The organism is Enterobacter sp. TMH.L2 (genome assembly GCF_050847315.1).
In the GTDB taxonomy this organism is placed as follows: domain Bacteria; phylum Pseudomonadota; class Gammaproteobacteria; order Enterobacterales; family Enterobacteriaceae; genus Cedecea.
Map to the genome: position 1 here is coordinate 1,466,260 of NZ_CP193791.1, position 19,892 is coordinate 1,486,151.

General features: G+C 54.9%; 19 protein-coding genes. 5 read left to right on the top strand and 14 right to left on the bottom strand.

From position 1 onward, the window contains the following. Nucleotides 1-38 precede the first annotated feature (38 nt). The 3 genes from rsuA (at nucleotide 39) to ACREYP_RS07040 (ending at nucleotide 2,633) form a co-directional block, all read left to right on the top strand. Nucleotides 39-740, top strand: a complete 702-nt coding sequence (rsuA, locus tag ACREYP_RS07030; protein WP_336819228.1) for a 16S rRNA pseudouridine(516) synthase RsuA — start codon at nucleotides 39-41, stop codon at nucleotides 738-740. Nucleotides 741-755: 15 nt separating this feature from the next. Continuing rightward, nucleotides 756-1,952 (top strand): Bcr/CflA family multidrug efflux MFS transporter, encoded by a 1,197-nt coding sequence (locus ACREYP_RS07035; protein ID WP_008459885.1) that lies wholly within the window; start codon nucleotides 756-758, stop codon nucleotides 1,950-1,952. A gap of 336 nt (nucleotides 1,953-2,288) precedes the next feature. Next, on the top strand, nucleotides 2,289-2,633 hold the full coding sequence (locus tag ACREYP_RS07040; protein WP_008459886.1) for a YejG family protein: 345 nt from the start codon (nucleotides 2,289-2,291) through the stop codon (nucleotides 2,631-2,633). Between the two features lie 3 nt (nucleotides 2,634-2,636). Here ACREYP_RS07040 and yejF read toward each other — a convergent pair whose 3' ends face one another. The 13 genes from yejF to ACREYP_RS07105 all read right to left on the bottom strand — a co-directional run bounded on the left by yejF (nucleotide 2,637) and on the right by ACREYP_RS07105 (nucleotide 18,217). Continuing rightward, a complete protein-coding gene (gene yejF, locus ACREYP_RS07045; protein ID WP_498881209.1) occupies nucleotides 2,637-4,226 on the bottom strand; it encodes an ABC transporter ATP-binding protein in 1,590 nt (529 codons plus the stop codon). Nucleotides 4,227-4,228: 2 nt separating this feature from the next. Beyond that, nucleotides 4,229-5,254: a microcin C ABC transporter permease gene (locus ACREYP_RS07050; RefSeq protein ID WP_336819226.1), complete on the bottom strand. Its 1,026-nt coding sequence runs from the start codon at nucleotides 5,252-5,254 to the stop codon at nucleotides 4,229-4,231. Next, nucleotides 5,251-6,348, bottom strand: coding sequence for a microcin C ABC transporter permease YejB (locus ACREYP_RS07055; protein WP_166872295.1), 1,098 nt, complete (start codon nucleotides 6,346-6,348; stop codon nucleotides 5,251-5,253). Before ACREYP_RS07055 ends, ACREYP_RS07050 begins: the two co-directional genes overlap by 4 nt. 1 nt (nucleotide 6,349) lies before the next feature. After that, the gene (locus tag ACREYP_RS07060; protein WP_442892741.1) at nucleotides 6,350-8,149 is read right to left on the bottom strand and encodes an extracellular solute-binding protein; all 1,800 of its coding nucleotides are present in this window, start codon (nucleotides 8,147-8,149) and stop codon (nucleotides 6,350-6,352) included. A gap of 131 nt (nucleotides 8,150-8,280) precedes the next feature. Continuing rightward, a complete protein-coding gene (gene pdeN, locus ACREYP_RS07065) occupies nucleotides 8,281-9,861 on the bottom strand; it encodes a cyclic di-GMP phosphodiesterase (RefSeq protein WP_498881210.1) in 1,581 nt (526 codons plus the stop codon). A gap of 251 nt (nucleotides 9,862-10,112) precedes the next feature. Continuing rightward, the gene (gene mepS / locus ACREYP_RS07070; RefSeq protein ID WP_039295455.1) at nucleotides 10,113-10,679 is read right to left on the bottom strand and encodes a bifunctional murein DD-endopeptidase/murein LD-carboxypeptidase; all 567 of its coding nucleotides are present in this window, start codon (nucleotides 10,677-10,679) and stop codon (nucleotides 10,113-10,115) included. 420 nt (nucleotides 10,680-11,099) lie between these two features. Continuing rightward, the gene (locus ACREYP_RS07075; protein WP_498881211.1) at nucleotides 11,100-11,804 is read right to left on the bottom strand and encodes a hypothetical protein; all 705 of its coding nucleotides are present in this window, start codon (nucleotides 11,802-11,804) and stop codon (nucleotides 11,100-11,102) included. Between the two features lie 45 nt (nucleotides 11,805-11,849). Next, nucleotides 11,850-12,827 carry a CobW family GTP-binding protein gene (locus ACREYP_RS07080; protein WP_008459909.1) on the bottom strand — a complete coding sequence of 326 codons (978 nt, stop codon included), beginning with the start codon at nucleotides 12,825-12,827 and terminating at the stop codon, nucleotides 11,850-11,852. 150 nt (nucleotides 12,828-12,977) lie between these two features. After that, nucleotides 12,978-14,444, bottom strand: a complete 1,467-nt coding sequence (locus ACREYP_RS07085) for a mannitol dehydrogenase family protein (RefSeq protein ID WP_336819220.1) — start codon at nucleotides 14,442-14,444, stop codon at nucleotides 12,978-12,980. Between the two features lie 191 nt (nucleotides 14,445-14,635). Next, on the bottom strand, nucleotides 14,636-15,208 hold the full coding sequence (gene yeiP, locus ACREYP_RS07090) for an elongation factor P-like protein YeiP (protein ID WP_008459912.1): 573 nt from the start codon (nucleotides 15,206-15,208) through the stop codon (nucleotides 14,636-14,638). Between the two features lie 164 nt (nucleotides 15,209-15,372). Next, nucleotides 15,373-15,633 carry a DUF2534 family protein gene (locus tag ACREYP_RS07095; protein ID WP_008459914.1) on the bottom strand — a complete coding sequence of 87 codons (261 nt, stop codon included), beginning with the start codon at nucleotides 15,631-15,633 and terminating at the stop codon, nucleotides 15,373-15,375. 60 nt (nucleotides 15,634-15,693) lie between these two features. Then, nucleotides 15,694-17,760: a TonB-copper family protein gene (locus ACREYP_RS07100; protein ID WP_498881394.1), complete on the bottom strand. Its 2,067-nt coding sequence runs from the start codon at nucleotides 17,758-17,760 to the stop codon at nucleotides 15,694-15,696. A gap of 109 nt (nucleotides 17,761-17,869) precedes the next feature. After that, complete coding sequence (locus tag ACREYP_RS07105) at nucleotides 17,870-18,217, bottom strand: DUF2946 domain-containing protein (protein ID WP_237717590.1); 348 nt, start codon at nucleotides 18,215-18,217, stop codon at nucleotides 17,870-17,872. On the opposite strand from ACREYP_RS07105, the gene ACREYP_RS07110 reads away from it, so the two are divergent. Both ACREYP_RS07110 and ACREYP_RS07115 read left to right on the top strand, forming a co-directional pair. Beyond that, on the top strand, nucleotides 18,156-18,290 hold the full coding sequence (locus tag ACREYP_RS07110) for a hypothetical protein (protein ID WP_286130864.1): 135 nt from the start codon (nucleotides 18,156-18,158) through the stop codon (nucleotides 18,288-18,290). The two genes, ACREYP_RS07105 and ACREYP_RS07110, sit on opposite strands and share 62 nt — an antisense overlap. A gap of 153 nt (nucleotides 18,291-18,443) precedes the next feature. Then, entirely contained in the window at nucleotides 18,444-18,698 is a 255-nt protein-coding gene (locus tag ACREYP_RS07115) for a zinc/iron-chelating domain-containing protein (protein ID WP_008459920.1), read from the top strand. Here ACREYP_RS07115 and setB read toward each other — a convergent pair. Next, nucleotides 18,695-19,879, bottom strand: coding sequence for a sugar efflux transporter SetB (gene setB, locus ACREYP_RS07120; protein ID WP_008459921.1), 1,185 nt, complete (start codon nucleotides 19,877-19,879; stop codon nucleotides 18,695-18,697). The genes ACREYP_RS07115 and setB overlap by 4 nt on opposite strands. Nucleotides 19,880-19,892 lie beyond the last annotated feature (13 nt).

Below are 19,892 nucleotides of genomic sequence, written 5' to 3' on the forward strand. Positions count from 1 at the left end.
TCACTTGTCGGCACCTTCATGAAACAGGCAATACACTAATGCGACTCGACAAATTTATCTCTCAGCAGCTCGGCATCAGCCGTGCTATTTCTGGCCGTGAAATCCGTGCTAACCGCGTCACCATTGACGGTGAAGTTGTGCGCGACGCCTCTTTTAAACTGCTGCCGGAACATCAGGTCGCGTTTGACGGTAATTCACTGACCCAGCAGCACGGCCCGCGCTACTTCATGCTGAACAAGCCGCAGGGGTACGTCTGTTCTACCGACGATCCCGATCACCCAACGGTGCTTTACTTCCTCGACGAGCCGGTGGCGCACAAGTTACATGCTGCAGGTCGTCTGGATATTGACACCACCGGCCTGGTACTGATGACGGAGGACGGCCAGTGGTCACACCGCATTACCTCTCCACGCCATCACTGCGAGAAAACCTATCTGGTGACGCTGGAATCACCGGTTGAAGAAGGCACGGCGGAACACTTCGCCAAAGGCGTTCAACTGCATAATGAGAAAGACCTCACCAAACCTGCCGTGCTGGAAGTGATTACGCCGACGGAAGTGCGTCTGACCATCAGCGAAGGCCGTTACCATCAGGTAAAACGCATGTTTGCCGCCGTGGGCAATCATGTGGTTGGCCTGCACCGTGAGCGGATTGGCGACATCGCCCTGGATGCTGAACTGGCGCCGGGGGAGTACCGCCCGTTAACCGAACAGGAAATTGCCAGCGTCGGCATGCCCTAATCACCGGAGTCACTTTTGAGCCGTAAACAGAACTCTTCTGTCGGTATTATCGTAATCCTTGGCCTGCTGGCGATGCTGATGCCGCTGTCCATTGATATGTATTTACCGGCGCTGCCGATGATAGCCCAGGGCTTTAATGTCCCGGCGGGCAGCGCACAAATGACCCTCAGTACCTATATTTTGGGTTTTGCCATCGGGCAGATCTTCTACGGGCCGATGGCCGATAGCCTTGGGCGCAAGCCGGTGGTACTGGGCGGCACTCTGGTGTTCGCGCTGGCGGCAATTGCTTGTGCGCTTTCACAGACTATCGATCAGCTAATTTGGATGCGTTTTCTGCACGGCCTTGCGGCGGCGGCGGCGAGCGTGGTGATCAACGCCCTGATGCGCGATATCTACCCGAAGGAAGAGTTCTCCCGGATGATGTCCTTCGTGATGTTGATTACCACCATTGCGCCGCTGGTTGCGCCAATGATCGGGGGCGCAGTGCTGGTGTGGTATAGCTGGCACACGATCTTCTGGATTCTGGCCGCCGCCGCGCTGCTTGCATCGGCGATGATTTTCTTCTTTATTCACGAAACGCTCGCCCCAGAAATGCGGCAGAAGTTTAATCTGCGCACCACGGCGGGCAATTTTGCCACGCTTTTCCGCCATAAGCGGGTGCTGAGCTATATGCTGGCCAGCGGCTTCAGCTTTGCCGGGATGTTCTCGTTCCTCAGCGCCGGGCCGTTCGTCTACATCGAATTAAACCATGTATCACCGCAGCACTTTGGCTACTACTTTGCGCTGAACGTTGTGTTTCTGTTCTTCATGACCATGATCAACAGCCGCTTTGTGCGTCGGGTTGGGGCGATCAACATGTTCCGTACCGGGCTATGCATTCAGTTTGCCATGGCGGTATGGCTGGTGGTCAGTAGCCAGCTGGGTTTTGGCTTCTGGGCGATGGTGCTTGGCGTGGCGGTGTTTATCAGCTGCGTGTCGCTGGTGTCATCCAATGCGATGGCGGTCATTCTGGATGAATTCCCGCATATGGCCGGCACGGCGTCTTCGCTGGCCGGAACATTCCGCTTTGGCATTGGCGCGTTAACCGGGGCGCTGCTCTCGGTGGCCACCTTTAACACCGCGTGGCCGATGATCTGGTCCATCGCTATTTGTGCGACGGCCTCCGTGCTGTTCTACTTCTACGCCAGCAAAGCCCGCCACTCGAAAGCCTGAAAACTGCGGGCGTTTCTGTTCAGAAACGCCCGTACTCTTCCCGAAAATTCCCGTATAATCTCTGTTGATATAGGATATATGTTTCGCATATGTAAAAGGCTCAACTGTAAAAAGTCACAACTTTGTAGTTAAAAAGGTTGAGTTAGATCTCAGAAAGCGATACATATAGCGCCGAAACGCGTGCCATAGCACAAAAATAAAGCGTTAGTTTTGAAATCTCTACATGAGATGTGAGCCGTTTTAATGCTCGTTTAAACGCAATTTATCAACATTGTGTTAACCTTTGTGTAAAGAGTTTGAGATAAATTGCCGATTGGAACTTCCGGGGAAATGAAATTGAACACCATACAACTGTCCATCGTGCATCGTTTGCCGCAGAGCTACCGCTGGTTGACGGGTTTTGCAGGCTCCAGAGTTGAACCGATTCCGCAAAATGCGCAACAGGATGACGATTGCCTGATTGGCCTGAAGCTGCTTAGCCCGGACGGGGAAAAAGCGTGGCCAATCATGGATACGCTCAGCCAGGCATTAAGCGATATTGAAGTGGACAGCTCCGTCGTGGAGTGTGAAGGCGAGCCGTGCCTGTTCGTTAACCTGCAGGACGAGCTGGCGGCAACCTGTCGCCTGAAAAACGTGGGCGTTGCTATCGCTGAATCTTTTTCCAGCCATAACCCTTTCTGAATCTCAGGCGAGCGCCAGAAGCTGACGCGTGTAGTCGCTTTGTGGGGCGCTAAAGATCTGCCTGCAGTCTCCCTGTTCGACCACTTCTCCCTGACGCAGTACCACCATCTGATGGCAAAGTGCTTTCACTACCTGTAAATCATGGCTGATGAAGATATAAGCCAGGCGGTGTTTTTCCTGCAGAGATTTTAGCAGCGTCAGAATCTGAGCCTGAACCGAGCGATCGAGCGAAGAGGTCGGTTCATCCAACACGATAAGCCGCGGCTGCAAAATCAACGCTCTGGCGATAGCGATGCGCTGGCGCTGGCCACCGGAAAACTCAGCCGGGTAGCGGTGGAGCATATCCGCCTGCAGCCCGACCTCTTCCAGCGCCTGAACCACTTTGGCCTTACGTTCTGCGGCGTTTAACGCCGGATGATGCACCCGCAGGCCTTCCTCTACAATTTGCAGCACATCCAGGCGTGGATTCAGTGCCGAATTAGGATCCTGGAACACCACCTGCACTTGGCGGCGCAGCGGCAGCAGCTGCTTACGGTTGAGCTGGTGGAGCGGCTGGCCGTCAAACCAAATAGTGCCCGTGGAATGAATCAATCGCAGCAGCGCCAGGGCGGTGGTGCTTTTGCCCGATCCTGATTCCCCAACCAGCCCGAGGCTTTCCCCTGGCCGCAGTTCAAAGCTAAGATTTTTAAGCCCGTAGTGGTGTCCCACCGTTCTTTTCAGCAGGCCCCGGCGAATGGGAAACGCAACCTGCAGATCCTCAACTTTGAGCAGGGGAATAACGACTGCTGCCAGCGGCACCGGGTCGCCGGACGGTTCAGCGTTCAGCAGCTGCTGGGTATAGGGATGCTGTGGATGACTGAACAGATCGGTGGTGGGCTGTTGCTCCACGCATTTGCCGTGACGCATCACCGCCACGTTGTCCGCCAGCTTTTTCACGATACTCAGGTTGTGGGTGATAAACAGCAGGCCCATATTCAGTTCCTGCTTCAGCTCTTGCAGCAGCTGCAGGATCTGCGCCTGAACCGAAACATCCAGCGCCGTTGTCGGCTCATCGGCAATCAGCAATTCAGGGCGAGTTAGCAGCGCCATCGCAATCATTACGCGCTGGCGTTCGCCGCCGGACAGCAGGTGAGGGTAGTCCTGGAGTCGGGTCGCAGGGTTGCGAATACCCACGCGATCGAGGCAGGTGAGGATCTCCGCGCGGGCGGCTTCAGGCCGCATTCCGCGGTGCAGGGAGAGGACTTCATACAGCTGCTTTTCGAGGGTGTGCAAAGGATTCAGCGACACCATCGGCTCCTGAAAAATCATCGCAATTCTGTTGCCACGCACGCCACGCAGCGCTTTTTCCGGGGCATTTAGCAGGTCTTTGCCGTGAAACAAAATGTCCCCTGAGGGATAAACCACCGGCGGAGACGGCAGCAGGCGCAGCACGGAGAGCGCCGTCACGCTCTTGCCTGAGCCAGACTCGCCGACCAGCGCAAGGGTTTCACCCGCTTCCACCTGAAGCGAAACCGAGTCCACCACCTGCCGCAGGTTTCTGCCCTGCTGGAAAGCAATAGAAAGATCGTTGATAGCGAGAAGCGGAGTGGTCATGGTCAGCGCGCCTTAGCCGGATCAAAGGCGTCACGAACCGCTTCGCCAATAAAAATTAACAGGGAGAGTAAAATGGCCAGAGATAAGAACGCGGAGATGCCCAGCCATGGAGCCTGAAGGTTGTTTTTGCCCTGTAACACCAGTTCCCCCAGAGAGGGCGACCCCAGCGGCAGACCAAAACCGAGGAAATCCAGCGAGGTTAATGTCGTTATCGACGCACACAGAATGAACGGCAGGAAGGTCAGGGTAGCCACCATGGCGTTGGGCAGCATATGCCGGGTCATGATTGACCAGTCGCTGACGCCCATGGCTCGTGCCGCGCGGATGTAGTCGAAGTTGCGGGTGCGCAAAAACTCTGCCCGCACAACGCTCACCAACCCCATCCAGCCAAACAGGACGGTAATACCCAGCAGCCACCAAAAATTGGGCTGCACCACGCTGGAGAGCATGATGATCAAAAACAGCGTCGGCATGCCGGACCAGACTTCAATCAACCGTTGTCCCCACAGGTCAATGCGTCCGCCGTAGTAGCCCTGTACCGCCCCGGCCAGCACGCCAATGATGCTGGAGAAAAAGGTCAGTAATAGACCGAAGAGCACGGAAATGCGCGTGCCGTAGAGGATCCTCGCCAGCACATCGCTGCCGTTGGCGTCGGTGCCAAGCCAGTTTTGTGCACTGGGCGGGGAAGGAAAAGGGACATTGCTGGCGTAGTTGATTGTGTTGCTGCTAAAGCGGATCGGCGCCCAGAGGATCCAACCTTTTTCATTCAGGCGTTCCGTTAGCCAGGGATCCTGGTAGTCCGCAGGGGTTGAGAGCGGGCCGCCAAAATCACTTTCGCTGTAGTTTTTCAGCGCCGGGAACCAGAGCTTGCCCTCGTAGTTCACCACCAGCGGGCGCTCATTGGCGACCAGCTCAGCCCCCATGCTCAGGACAAAAATCAGCGCAAAGATCCACAGCGACCAGTAGCCGCGACGGTTCTGACGAAAGCGCGCCCAGCGCGCTTGGTTTACCGGGCTTAATCGGCTCATCCGCGTCCCTCAAAATCGATACGGGGGTCGACCAGCGTGTAGGTGACATCGCTGATGATGTTGGTCAGCAGGCCAATCAGACTAAAAATATAAAGGGTGCCGAAAATCACCGGGTAGTCGCGGGAAATCGTGGCTTCGTAGCCCAACAGGCCCAGCCCGTTCAGGGAGAACATCACCTCAATCAGCAGCGAGCCGGTGAAGAACATGCTGATAAACGTCGCCGGGAAACCGGCAATCACCAGCAGCATCGCGTTACGAAAGACGTGGCGATACAGAATTTTTTTCTCATCGAGCCCTTTGGCTCGCGCCGTCACCACGTATTGCTTGCGAATTTCATCGAGAAAGGAGTTTTTCGTCAGCATGGTTAACGTAGCAAAGCCGCCGATAACCGTCGCCAGCACCGGCAGCGTGATGTGCCACAGATAGTCAGTGATTTTGCTGTACCAGGGCAGGGCGTCAAAATTGGCCGACGTTAGTCCTCGCAGCGGGAACCAGTCGAGATAAGTCCCGCCGGCAAACAGCACAATCAGCAGGATGGCAAACAAAAATGCCGGAATGGCGTAGCCGATAATAATGAAAATGCTGCTCCAGATATCAAAGCTGCTCCCGTTGCTGACCGCCTTACGGATCCCCAGCGGAATCGACACCAGATAAATAATCAGCGTGCTCCACAGTCCGATGGAAATGGAAACGGGGAGGCTGTCTTTTATCAGCTTAATCACCGAGGAGCTACGGAACAGGCTGTTGCCAAAGTCGAAACGCAAGTAGTCGCCGAGCATAGTGAAATAGCGCTCGTGTAGCGGTTTGTCGAACCCGTAGCGATGCACAATATCGGCAATGACTTCCGGGTCAAGGCCGCGGCCCCCACGATACTGGCTGCTGGTGGCGTCACCCACGCCCGTTCGGGCATGACCGCTGCCCATAGCGTCGTTGCTCATGCCTGGCATGCCGGTTGTGTGGCCCATTTGTATGGCGGCAATGGCCTGATCCACCGGCCCACCAGGGGCAATCTGCACGATGAAAAAGTTGATGGTGATTATTGCCCACAGCGTGGGAATGATAAGCAGCAAACGCCGCAGAATATAAGCGCCCACGTTATTCCCCCTGACGCCGGTCGGCAGGCAGCTTCGCCGCTTTGTTGACGTCATACCACCAGTTATCAAACCCGGTGCTGTAGAGCGGATGAATGGCGGGGCGGGAGAACTTATTCCACCAGGCCAGGCGGTCGGCCGACATATACCACATCGGCAGCATGTAGTTGTTCCAGGTCAGCACGCGGTCAAGGGCACGGCCCAGCGGCAGCAGTTTTTTCTTGTCGCCCTGGTTGGCGATAATCATCTCAATGAGCTTGTCGACCACCGGGCTTTGTACCCCCGGCGCGTTATAGCTGGAATTGATGTACTCCGAGGCCCAGATAATTTGCAAATCCGGGCTTGGGTAAGGCATTGCGCGGTATAAACTTGGCATCATGTCGTAGTCGCGGCTGCGCAGGCGGCTTGAAAGCTGCGAGTTATCGACCTGGCGGATATTCATGGTGATGCCCAGGCGCTGCAAATTGCGCTGGAAGGGGAGGATCCATTGCGTGTTGCCGGCCGTGCCGGTCAGCAGTTCGAACACAAACGGCTGGCCGGTGCTGACATTCACCAGCTTCTGGTCTTTTAACGCCCAGCCCGCGTCTTTAAGCAGGCTGAGCGCCTTGAGCAGATTTTCCCGGTCAAACCCGCGTCCGTCTGATTTCGGCGGGTTATAGATTGAGGTGAAGACCTCCGGCGGGAGATCCTTTTTCATCGGCGCCAGCAGCATCAGTTCGTCGGCGTCCGGATAACCGCGAGCGGCGTATTCCGTATTCTGGAAATAGCTGTTGGCCCGGCTGTATGCGCCATAAAACAGCGCCTTGTTCATCCATTCGAAATCAAAGGCCAGGCCGATGGCTTCCCTTACCCGGCGGTCGCTGAAAAGGGGGCGCTGGATGTTAAACGCCAGCCAGCGGGTGTCCTGGGCGGATTCGTTTTTCTGCTCATCCTTGACGATGTAATGGTTGCTGAAGTTTTTCCCGATGTAGCGCGTGGCCCAGTTTTTGGCTGAGACTTCAGTACGATAATCAAATGCCCCGGCCTTGAACGCCTCAAAAGCCACGTCATCATCGAGATAATAGTCGTAGCGGATGGTATTAAAGTTCCAGCGCCCGCGGTTTACCGGCAGGTTTGCCGCCCAGTAATCCCGCACTCGCGAATAGGTAATGTATTGCCCCATTTTCCAGTCGGTGATTTTATAGGGCCCGCTGGAAAGCGGTGGGGTAGAGAGCGGGTCGCTCAGCTTATGATCCTTCCAGAACTTCTCCGGGAACACCGGGAGCGAAAACAGGCCCAGCATCCGGTCTTTGCTTGGTGTGGCAAGCTCAATACGCACGGTGAGCGGCGCAATGGCGCGTACCGTTGCCCCTTTGTAAATCAGGCGGAACTGCGGCACGCCTTCCGTCATGAATTTATTGAAGGTGAAGGCGACATCCTCGGCGGTAATCGGACTGCCGTCCTGAAAGCGGGCGCGCGGGTTAATGGACACTTCCGCCCAGGCAAAGTTGGACGGGTAGCGGGCCATCTCGGCAATCAAAGGATAATAGCTGCCGGGTTCGTCATCGGAAGTGGTGAACAGGGTGTCATACAGCGTGTCGGTGCGAACGCCCGGATTACCCCGCATGGCAAAACGGTTGAAGTTATCAAAAGTGCCAATGGCCGAGAGCGTGATATTGCCGCCCTTGGGGGCTGCGGGATTGACGTAATCAAACTGCGTGAAGTTGACGGCGTATTTCGGTTCGCCCAGGACGGCAAAAGAGTAGCTTTCGTTTATCTCTGCGGCGCGTGGCGTAAGGGAAAAGGTGCTCAGGCAAAGCAGCATCAGTGCACGTACAGCTTTTGTCATCTTCATTCCTTGCCCGGTGGGTGGGAAAGCGCAGGCGTCACGCTCCGCGCCCGGTAAACCCATGATGGTTAATCATAAGTTAGCCAGTGAAGATTGCGCAATGCCTGTCAGTCTTTCAATTCGTCATAAAGCGTGTGGGAAGGATTCCAGCTGACAAGCTGGCTTAAGGTCAGAGGGCGGCTGAAGTAATACCCCTGCAGGAAGTTACAGCCGCGTTCGATAAGCCATTTCGCCTGCTCCGGCGTTTCTACCCCTTCAGCCACCGTGTTCATGTTCAGGCGCTGAGCCAGCGTCAGCACGGCGTCCAGCACCGGCGCGGTCACCGTTTCCATACCGATAGAGTTGACGAAGCCGCGGTCAATTTTCAGATAATCCAGAGTAAAACGCTCGAGGTAAATCAGGGCGCTGTGGCCGGTGCCGAAGTCATCCACCGCAATTTCAAATCCCTGCTCGTGCAGCCAGGCGAAAATGCCCATCGCCTCTTTTTCTTTCAACATGTCGCGTTCGGTTATCTCAAACACTAACTGGAAATGGTGCGGCGGCAGTGACGCGGCGAAGGCCTGAATGTCCTGCTTAAACGTCGGGGAGTGAAGGTGGCTTGGGGCGAGGTTCACGCCGAGCTTGGCCCCGGCGGGCAGAACTTTTTGCAGCGTGGGCGCGTCCCGGGCAATCAATTCAAACAAATGGCGCGTGAGTGGCACAATCAACTGCTGAGCTTCGGCAAAGCCGATAAACGCATCCGGGGGGATCATACCCGCCGTTGGGTGCTCCCAGCGCATCAGCACCTCTATGCCACGCATCTGCAGAGCCTGTGAGTCGACCACGGGCTGGTAAACAACAAAAAATTGCCCCCGCTTGATGCCGGTAAGAATTTCTTTCCCCGCCCGTACCTTGACCGACAGAAAGTAACCGCACAGCGCGACGCTCAGCAGGCCGGATAATAGCCCGGCCAGAATGGCCAGTTGAATATCCTCCAGCGGCCACGGTGTACCATAAATGTAGAGTTTAATCGGGTAACCATTAAGGACTGAGATTCTGGTGGGCGAGGGGGGAAGCTCATCGGTATTTATCACGTCCGGTGAATAGGACGTGAGTGCCTTGTTGCCCACCACCAGGGCCATGGAGCTGATGTCCTGCTGACGGGAGGTGAAAACCAGATAGGGCGTGAGATTGACGTTTAGGGTGGTAAAAACGCCGCGCCCCGAGGCCAGCGGGTTAAGAAACCAGGCGGCAATCACCGGCTTGCCCGGCATCATTGGCGTGCCGTTCATAATCGCCAGGTCGACGGTTTTATTGATATTGATCTCGGGTTCCAGCGCATCCATCGACATTTCCATGTTGCCGGTGGCGGAAGAACAGTAGGCAATGCCGTTACGCACCAGCAAAAAGGCTCGTACGTTAGGATTAAAAGCCGCACGAGAAGTCAGTTCGCCGCTGACCCTTTCACACTCGTTCATGGTTAAAGGCTGGATACCCTCGGCAGTGGCGTGAAGTTCTTTAAAAAAGATATCCAGGTAGTTACTGATGTCGCGAGAGAGGAGGTTATAGGCGGACTCACGCTTTGAATGGAGCGCCAGGCTGGTTAGCCCACCGATAAATAATGCGGCAAATAATCCCATTAGCAGGCTAAACGCGACTATCTGCTTTGGGGTGCTAAAGTAGCGTGAAAAAATATTTCTATAAGACATGGAATTATGAGTCCCGCAGGGGCAAGCGAATCATCGTTTGTTTTGTGCTTTTTTCTGACTATAACCCATAACCAGGAAATTGTTTAACTTGTTTCACAGGGTAACTATTTCATCTTTCAATTTTAAGAGGAAAGAGTAACCGTCTGAATTTTAGGCATAAAAAAACGCTGCATTGGCAGCGTTTTTAACGTTGGTGGTTTTGCTGAGTAGCCAAGGGAATAACTCTCAACAAAACATATCTTGTGGCGGCGTTAGCTGCGGCTTAGCACCCGGCGCGCTTCGTTGTAACGCTTCTTCCAGTAAGGCTCGTCCATGCTGGAGATCACAACACCGCTGCTGGTGGAAGCATGTACAAATTGGTTATTGCCAATGTAGATGCCTACGTGACGGCCAGTTGAGCCTGCACGGAACAGCACTAAATCACCGGTGCGTAACTTGTTACGCGAGACAGATTTACCGGACTCCTGCTGCTCAGACGTTGAGCGAGGCAGGGTTAAACCAAACTGTTCCTGGAAAGTGCGCTGCACGAAGGCAGAACAATCAATACCAGCTCTGCTGCTGCCGCCAAGACGGTAGCGTACACCTTTCCAGCTCGCGTATTGCTCCATAATGCGTGACTTCACGTCAACATTACGAACCATCTCTTCGAATTCATCCTGAGAGGCTTGCAGTAAAAAACCATCTTTTTCACCGACTGCATGCGTCTCAGAATGCATATTTGCTGTGTTAGTCGAACTACAGGCGGAAAGCATAACTGCCACCGCAATCGCGGGTATCGCCCGCAAGATGTATCTCAAAATAGGCTGAGATTTGACCATTTTGTTTGTTTTCCCTTGATGTCCTTAACGAATAATTCGTTATACAAAAATACCAACGTGACGAGACTAATTACCTAAAAGCCACGAGACAATTATTCATGCACAAAAATGTGGAACATCGCACACTTTTATTCACAGCACAAATAGATCAGCCGTAGAGCAAACTTTCCCGAGACTACCCGATAAAACCAGGCTATGCGAGCGTTTTTATTCTTATTTTTATAAGAAATTGTGATGATTCGTCGCGAAAGGTTATTTCGAACAAATGATCGGCAATGCTGCTGATTTTATCGTCAGGTCATTCAAATTGAAGCGGATTTTGTATGAGTAAATATTCATCTGGCTGTCATGATGCTGAAAAAATAAACAGAGGCCCGGGTGGGCCTCTGTTCGGTGACTATCTTCATCACTTATTAACCGTCAGCGGGACGCTTTATATTTTCCCGGAACAGTGCGGTTCAGTATAGAAATTAACCGGTCGCTGACTGGGGTTAATAGCACCCAGGGCAGGCCAACCAGAGCAATAGAGACTGACCCGACGTAGACATCGGTAAACCAGTGCGCGCCTATCATTATTCTTGGCGAAGAGAAGATAAAGAAGATCGCGAGGGCAATAAGAAACGCTCGTGGGCCGAAATAACGCAGCATAAAACCGGTGAAGATAAGCAGCATCAGGCCGTGATCGCCAGGGAAGCTATCGCTCGAGGCGTCTTTCGTCGGGAAGTGCAGCAGTTCGCTGACGCGATGAATGTCTTTAAAGTACAGCGTAGGGCTGGCGTGCACCACCGGGATAACGTGGCCGAGCTGGTTGATGACCACGGCGCACAGCAGCATCACTACGCCCATCAGCACCAGGCGGCGGCGGCCAGCGGCGTCTTCATGCAGCCAGAACCAGGAAAACAGCGCGCCCATCGCCAGCAGCGAAATGCCGTCGAAGGCCCGGTTATTGGTGATGGCAATCAGCGTTAAAAAGGTATGGCTCTTAACCAATTCATTATTAAAGAAATGGAACAGCGTGGCGTCAATGTTGAACCAAAATCCATGGTTCTCTGGCAGGTACCAGCTAAAGAATAGGGCAATGCCCAGGACGTTCAGCAGCAGGAGAAGAGGGAGGCGATTAATCATGATACAGCTTCTAAATCTCATTCTGGGGGCGCGAAGGTAGACGCGCTAACTTAAACGTAAGCTCAACAGGCTGGCTTGCAGAACGTTCCAGTCGGGCTGAGCCGGGTGAATCAATTCGATGCGGCTGTCCAGCGGCGGCGAGGGTTGCGTTTCAATATGCAGGTCGTTGCCCTGGCGGTTGATACGTACCAGGCCTTCGGGAATACGCAACACGCCTTTGACTCGCTCAACCGGGGCAAGACGCGCCCACTCCAACAGGCCAATGGTGTCGAACACGGTTTCTTCATCGAAAATCCAGCCACAGGCGTAATAACCCTGCCCACTGTTCACGCTCCGGCGCCAGCGCTGATGCCCCGGCAGGCTCAGCGCAGCAAGACCATGAGGAACCGATTGGGCATGCTGGTGCTCAGAGCTTTGCGGCAGCTCGCGTTGGTTCTGTCTTGGTTTGTCGAGGAGCGCAATGCTGACGGCTCCTTTTTCTACGTGCATAAGTTCGCGGCTGTCGCCATTGTTTTGATACCAGCGCGCTAAAGCGGCCTGGCTTTCCGGCGTGGCGCGATCTTGCTTGTTGGCTACAATGATGTCCGCCGCCGCAAGCTGATCGCGGAAGTTGCCATTATTCAGGGCTTTTTCATCCAGAAGCTGGCGCGAGTCGAGCAGGCAAAGCGTGGCCCGCAGGTCAATCCACGGCTGATATACGTCGGCGGTGAGCATGTTCAGGATTTGTTTTGGGTGGCCAAGGCCGGTAGGTTCAATCAGCAGGCGGTCGGGCTTGCCCTGGCGCAGCAGCGTATTGAGGCCGACCTGCATCGGCAGGCCGTTAACGCAGCACATACAGCCGCCAGGGATCTCTTTCAGCAGCGCGCCGCTATCTGCCAGCAGGGCGCCATCAATCCCCACTTCGCCAAATTCATTGACCAGCACCGCCCATTTTTCATCGGCGGGCTTGTTGGCCAGTAAATGCAAAATGGTGGTGGTTTTACCGCTGCCCAGAAAGCCGGTAATTAAATTCGTTTTTGTCACGGTGACTCCGGGGGTTTACTGCCTGCAAACCACGTCAATCTATCAGTGATTATTCATTATTTACGCTGACTATCCTGACGACAACCCGGAGAAAAGAGAAGCCTTAACGCGGCTTACCGCACGGTAAGACCACGTTAAGCGCATTGATTGTTAACTTAAGCGCAAGTTTTCGACCGCGCCGCGTGCGCCCAGGCGGATGAGTTGCTGCCAGGCTTGCCGCACGTTTTCGACAAATTTTTCGTTTTTGGGCAGGTCATCACCAAAAATTTCGTTCAGGCTGAGGAGGGCGCTGACGCGTTCGTTTTCGCCGCTGTCGCTCACCAGCATCTGGATTTTGCCCTGGAGCGGATCGCGAACGTCAATCGCATGGCCCTGTTCGTCGAGGCCGCTAACGTAGCGCATCCAGCCTGCGATCCCGAGCGCCAGGCATGGCCAACTGCTCCCGTTTGCCAGATGCCAGCGCACGCTTTCCAGCCAGCGCTGAGGAAGCTTCTGACTGCCGTCCATGGCGATTTGCCAGGTTCGGTGCTTCAGCGCCGGATTTGCGAACCGCTCGAGCAGGCTGGCGGCGTACTGATTCAGGTCGATGCCCCGAATGTTCAGCGTCACCGCCTGCTCCTGCAGCATCAGGTGCTTTGCTGCACGGGCAAAATGTTCGTCAGCCATACAATCATTAATATGCGGATAATCGGCGAGGTAGCCGAGATAAGCCATAAATGAGTGGCTGCCGTTGAGCATCCGCAGCTTCATCTGCTCGTAGGGCACCACATCGTCAACCATTTCCACCCCGACGGCTTCCCATTCCGGGCGTCCGGCGACGAAATTATCTTCGACGACCCACTGAATAAACGGCTCGGCGGCAATGGCGCAGGGGTCTTGTACGCCCAGTATTTCCGCAATTTCCTGCAGCGATTCCTCCGTGGCCGCCGGAACAATGCGGTCGACCATGGTGCTGGGGAAGGTGACTTCTTTGGCAATCCATTCTGTCAGCCCGGCGCTTCGACTCGCGGCCATACCCAGCACGGCCTGGCGAACCAGGTGCCCGTTATCAGGAATGTTATCGCAGGATAAGACCGTAAACGGGCTTAGCCCACGCTCACGGCGACGGCTTAACGCCTCCACAAGTATTCCTGGTACGGAATGCGGAGACTCCGGCGACGCCAGATCGTGAATAATCCGCTCATTGGTGGAATCAAGTTTTCCGCTGGCGGGATCGATGCAGTAGCCTTTTTCGGTCACGGTCAGGGAGACAATGGCGACCTGCGGTTCACAAAACTTCTCTATGATGGCTTCCATGCCATCCAGCCTCGCATTCAGGCATTCTTTCACGGCACCGATGACCCGCGCCTGGTTTCCCGCCGCCCCTTTTTCCAGCACCGTGAAAAGATGATCCTGTTGCCTGAGATCGTGCATCAGCTTATCGCCGTTAAACAGGCTGATCTCACAGATCCCCCAGTCGCCGCCCAGTTTGTTGAGCACCCGATCGGTGAGCAGGGCCTGATGCGCACGGTGGAAAGCGCCAAACCCAAAATGCACGATACGGGTTTTCAGCGCGCGGCGGTCATAGTTTGGCCGTTGAACGGTATCCGGAAGTGAAGCAGTGGCAAGGGTATCCATAGAGTCGCATCCTGTGTAGGGAGGTGGAAATCTATGCAGTGTAAAGCTGTATGACAGGAAATAAAATTGGTCTGTTTAGTTAATCACTTTTGTGTGATGTAGGTCTGATAATAAAGCAGGATGATGTAATTGGTATAATAACTTTGGTTGTGAGAACAAAAAAAACGCTCCCGAAGGAGCGTCATTTATTATTAGTCTGCGCGGCCCATAGAGCGTTTTTCTGCGATATGAATGCGGATTTTTTCCCCGGCAACCATGTATTCCGGCACCTGAATCACCAGGCCGGTGGACAGCGTTGCTGGCTTGGTACGGGAGCTGGCGGAAGCGCCTTTGATGCCCGGAGCCGTTTCGATGATTTCCAGATCCACGGTCTGCGGCAGCTCCAGCGCCAGCAGCTGGCCGTCCCAGGTCAGCACCTGCATGTCCGGCATACCGCCTTCGGGAATGAACTGCAGCTCTTCTTCGATCTGGTCTTTGGTGAAGATGTACGGCGTGTAATCTTCTTTATCCATGAACACATATTCGTTGCCGTCGATATAGGAGAAGTCAACGAAGCGGCGGGTCAGGGTGATAGTGTCAACGATATCATCACCTTTGAAGCGCTCTTCCACTTTCTGCCCGGTGCGAACATCGGAGAAACGCATCTTGTACAGGGTTGCTGCGCCGCGTGCGCTGGGAGCCTGGATATCAATGTCTTTAACAATCAGCAGCTTGCCGTTGTAATTGAGTACCATGCCTTTTTTGATTTCGTTAGCTCTTGCCATCGGTGTTTCCTGTCAAAAATTGAGATGCGAAAATATTGCGTCAAAGTACTCGTGAGGCGCGTTTCAGGCAAGTGGATTTAATAAAGAAGCACAAAAGTAAGGGGCTTAAGGCAAGCGTGCCGACAACATCCTGCTTTGCCGACACGCCGGTGGCTTAACGCGCCTTAGCCGCGGCCATCCTTAGGCGCTAAGAAATAGAAAGCAAATGGCAGCGAACATAGAATAGTGAACATGATCGTGTAGATAGTGACCCACGCGCCCTGCATGATAAACATGTCCAGCGTCCACTGTTCCATTGGCCAGTTGTACTGCTCTTCCACGCCTTCAAAGGTCACCTTCGAAATAAGCGACACGACAATAGTGAAAACGATGGCAACCGCGATAAGGAACTTTTTACCTTCCGGCGTACGAAGTTTTGCAAGCATATCAGCCTCCTGGCTGGGAAATGATTAAGCGTAATGGCCCCGACAACCGGGGCCAGGTAATTAAAACGTGACGTTCACTTTGCCCCAGACCGTCCGGCCTGGTTCATTGACCGGGGTATTGGACGAATAGCCAAAGCTGCTGTTGCCCGCCAGGTTCAAGTGTTCGCTGTAGGTTTTGTTCAACAGATTATCGACCCCTGCGCTGAGCTTGATGGCTTTGCTTAGACGGTAAGCCGCGTTGGCGGAAAAAATCGCAAAGCTGCTGCTTTTATCGAAGTCTTTCCCGACCACGTTACCCTCATTCAGCGCCACGCGATGCTGGCCGCTGACCAGCCGCAGCAGGCCGGTGCTGCTCCAGTCTCCTCGCTCCCAGGTCAGGCCGAAGCGTGTTTCCAGCGGGGCTATTTGCGGCAGCGGCTGATGGTCACTGGTGTTTTGCCCCCAGGCATACGCCAGGCTTGCGTCCGCTTTCCATGCGTCGGTCAGCGCGTAGCTCATGCCCATTTCGCCTCCCATAATGGTGGCGTCCACGTTATCTGCCTGACTGACGCGGGCGTTATTAGGGTCATAGCGGAAGAGAATAAAATCATTCACCCGGCCAAGGTAGGCGGAAACCCAGCTGTTGAAGCGCTCCCCGCTGTACTGGGCGCCAATATCCAGCTGCGTCGTTTTTTCCGTTTTCAGCTTATCGAAGACATTTTTAGTGCCGTCCGGCCCGTAGGTGGGGGAAAACAGCTCCCAGTAATCCGGGAAGCGCTCGGTGTAGCCCACGCCAGCGTACAGCATGACGGGGATATCGCTCAGCGTTTGTTCGTAGCGCACAAAACCTGCCGGTAGCGTTTTGCTCCGCACGCTGGCACCTGCGTCCGTATCATTATTGACGCGAGTTCGATCGAGGCGCGCGCCGCCGATAACTTTGCTGCTGTCGGTGGCATTCCAGGTCAGTTCGCTAAAGATACCTGCGTCCTGGAAACGGGCATCCTGCTTCCAGCCGGCGTCCTGTTTGCTGCGGTGGGTGCTTTGCTGCCCGTCGATACCGCTGCGCAGTTCGTAGTCAGACCACAGCCACGTGCCCATCATGCGCCCGCCAACCGTGCGGCGATCGAGCTGCATCGCCATCGGCATATTCATGCTCATGGATGAACCCATGTCCATCGAACTGCCCATATCCATGCCCATCGAGGAGGCCATATGCCCGCCGGACATACCGCTGGACATTGTTCCCGGCGAGCGGAGGGAATAGTTGTCCATAATATGATTGGCGTAGTTGTAGTAGACGCTGCTTTCAAACTTGTTGAATACCTCGCCGATGTTCGACATTTCAAAGCGCGCCCCGAGGCTGTCGCGCCTGAACTGGGAGCCGTCCATACTGCGGCCCGCGTAGCGGGCTTCGCCGTTGCCTTTGCCTGCCGTCAACTCCAGCAATGTGTCTTTGTTAGGCGTCCAGCCCAGCGCAACGTCGGCGTTCCATTTATCCCACTTTGAAGCCACCCGGTTGCCGCTGCCGTCTTCGTAATCGCCGGAATGGGACTTATTGCCGATCAGGCGTAAATAGCCGTCCTCACTCCCCAGACTGACGTCTGCATTGCTGTCCCAGCGCTGATTAGAGGCAGTAAGCAAGCTGGCCGTGCCCTGGATGCCAGCTTTATCAAAGCGCGGCGGTTCCCTGTCGAAGCGGACGGTTCCCGCGGAGTTACCCGGCCCCCATAGCACGCTTTCCGGCCCTTTAATCAGCGTCAGCAGATCAAAGCTCTCCGGTGAAATATATGAACTTGGGGCATCCATTCTGGCCGGACAGGCCCCCGGCATTTCACCATTATTGGTCAGGATACGCAGGCGAGAACCGAACATGCCGCGAAAAACCGGGTCGCCGTTGGTGCCGCCGTTGCGGATTTGCGAGAAACCGGGGATGGTTTTCAGGTAGTCAGATCCGTCGCTGGCTGGCACAGGCTGACGCGGCGTTTTAGGGGACGTCACAACTTCCAGCGGTGATGATGCCGGAGAGGTGACGATCATCACGGCATCGTCCGGCATAGTCATCGTGTCATGCGAACCCGCCGCGATGGCTGCGGGAGGAGTGATAGCCAGCAGTATCCAGGATACCAGCGGCTTTAAATGTGTTTTCATCATTGCCTTACTGTCCTTCAGGCGTAACGTTGCCGCTCTTTATAAAAAGAACAGCTCGAGACAACGCTTCAGCGTCGCCTGCGGCATTACGCGGTTAATTATTGGTGTTTTAAGCGAAGTAACAGGCAGCAGAGGGCGGGGCGCGGGCCGGGTGAGGTGACCAGGGGCGAGAAATCGCCGCGCAGCAGAGTGCGACCACCGGCGTCCGGCGCACGCAAATCAACAATAACAGCAGTAAAACGGTGAGGCAGAATTCAATAAAAGGCAGGTGGATCAGCAGCTGGCAATAGCCGCAGGCGATCTCTTCTCCCGGCGACATGCCCGGGCCGGACATCAGCATATTGTGCGGCATTGACGCCTGAGGGCACGGTTCGGGCACAGGCATGTGATGGTCCATGTCAGACATGTCCATTGTCATCATCATGCTGCTGTGTTCGCAGGCTGAATGGTGCATCAGCGATTTTGAAATTACCGGTGCAATAAACAGCATGGCAACGGCAAGCAGCGCCAGCCAGCAGGCTGTTCGGTGAAAGTGATTGCGCCGTGACAAAACGTTACCGATCCGTAGTCGTTGTGGCGCAAGTGTATCCTGAAAGAAGGAATGATGTTAAATGAATTGTTAGATTGACGCAGGCAGTGGGTCTGCTATTGTCACGCACCTTTTGACGCCGGTGGAAACGTAAATGGATTGTCGTCCTGACTGCGGCGCTTGCTGTACTGCGCCTTCTATATCAACGCCTATCCCCGGTATGCCGGAGGGGAAGCCCGCCAACACGCCCTGTATTCAGCTGGACGAACGCCTGCGCTGCAAGCTGTTTGGATCGCCTTTGCGGCCTAAAGTCTGCGGCGGCCTCCAGCCTGCCAGAGAGATGTGCGGTACCTCACGCCAGCAGGCAATGGCCTACCTGATCCACCTTGAAGCCGCGACGGCACCTTAAATATCTTTGATTTGGGCCATGCAATAAATACTGACGGCTATCATCCCCAGTGCGATGAAAAAGACGCTGTGATAGTTCCAGATCTCGGCCACCACGCCGGCGAGCGAACCGGCAATGATCCACCCTACGCGCGTGGTGTTGGTATACAGCGTGGTGGCGGCCCCTGCCTGGCCAGGCATAAGATCCTGAAAATAGATCATGCCGATCCCGGCCAGAATCCCGATAAAGATAGCGTTGAGCAGCTGCAGCCCCAGCAGCATATATTCATTGGTCAGCGTTATCATTCCGACATAGAAAAGCAACCCGGCGGCAACGGCAAAGCGCATCAGGAAGCGCTTACCGAAGCGTTTGGCGTAGTAACCCGCAATCAGCATGGTCGGGATTTCCAACCCGGCTGCGGTACCCATCATGATCCCGGCGAGCTTCTCCGGGAGGTGTAACTCATTGATGATGTAAAGCGGCATATTGATGATATAGAGGCTGTTACAGCCCCACATCATGGTACAGGCGGCGAACAGGAGCAGGGCGTCGCGGCGGTTGCGACGCGGTGACTCGAGCCGGGCTTCTGCTTTTGCCACCGGTTCTTTGCGCATGGACGGCAAAAAGAGCCACACCATCGCGCCGCAAATCACAAAGGCAAACGCCGCACTCAGGTACATCACCTTGAAGCCAAACCCCATCGCCAGCGCGTAGGCAATTGGCGGCCCAATTACCCAGGCAAGAGACACCTGTGCGCGGAGGATAGAGCTGAACATCACCGCTTCACGCCCGGTGCTGTCGGCATGCTCGCGGGCAAGCGCAAACATCTGCGGGTTGGCGGTGGAGCCGAAGCTGCTCAGAAATACCCCGACGAACAGCAAAATAAAGTAGTTACGGTTCCACGCGAACAGAATGCAGCCCAGCGCACCGAGCAGGCAGCAGGCAAAAATCAGCGTTTTCCGGTCGCCTTTGCGGTCGGAGCGCCCGGCTAAAAACTGGCTCACCAGAATGCCAATCACCGCGCTGCCGGTGAAGAAAAAGCCGACCAGCGCAGGGCGAACGTGGACTTCATCGGTTAAAAACAGGCTTAGCGTTGGGGTTTGTAGTGCCCCGGCGATGCCGGTCAAAAAAGCCACAATCAGAAACGCGGTTGAGGTGAAGTCCAGAGGCTTACGGGCGGCGGTAACGGGAGCGTTTTGCATACTTTTGGACGGC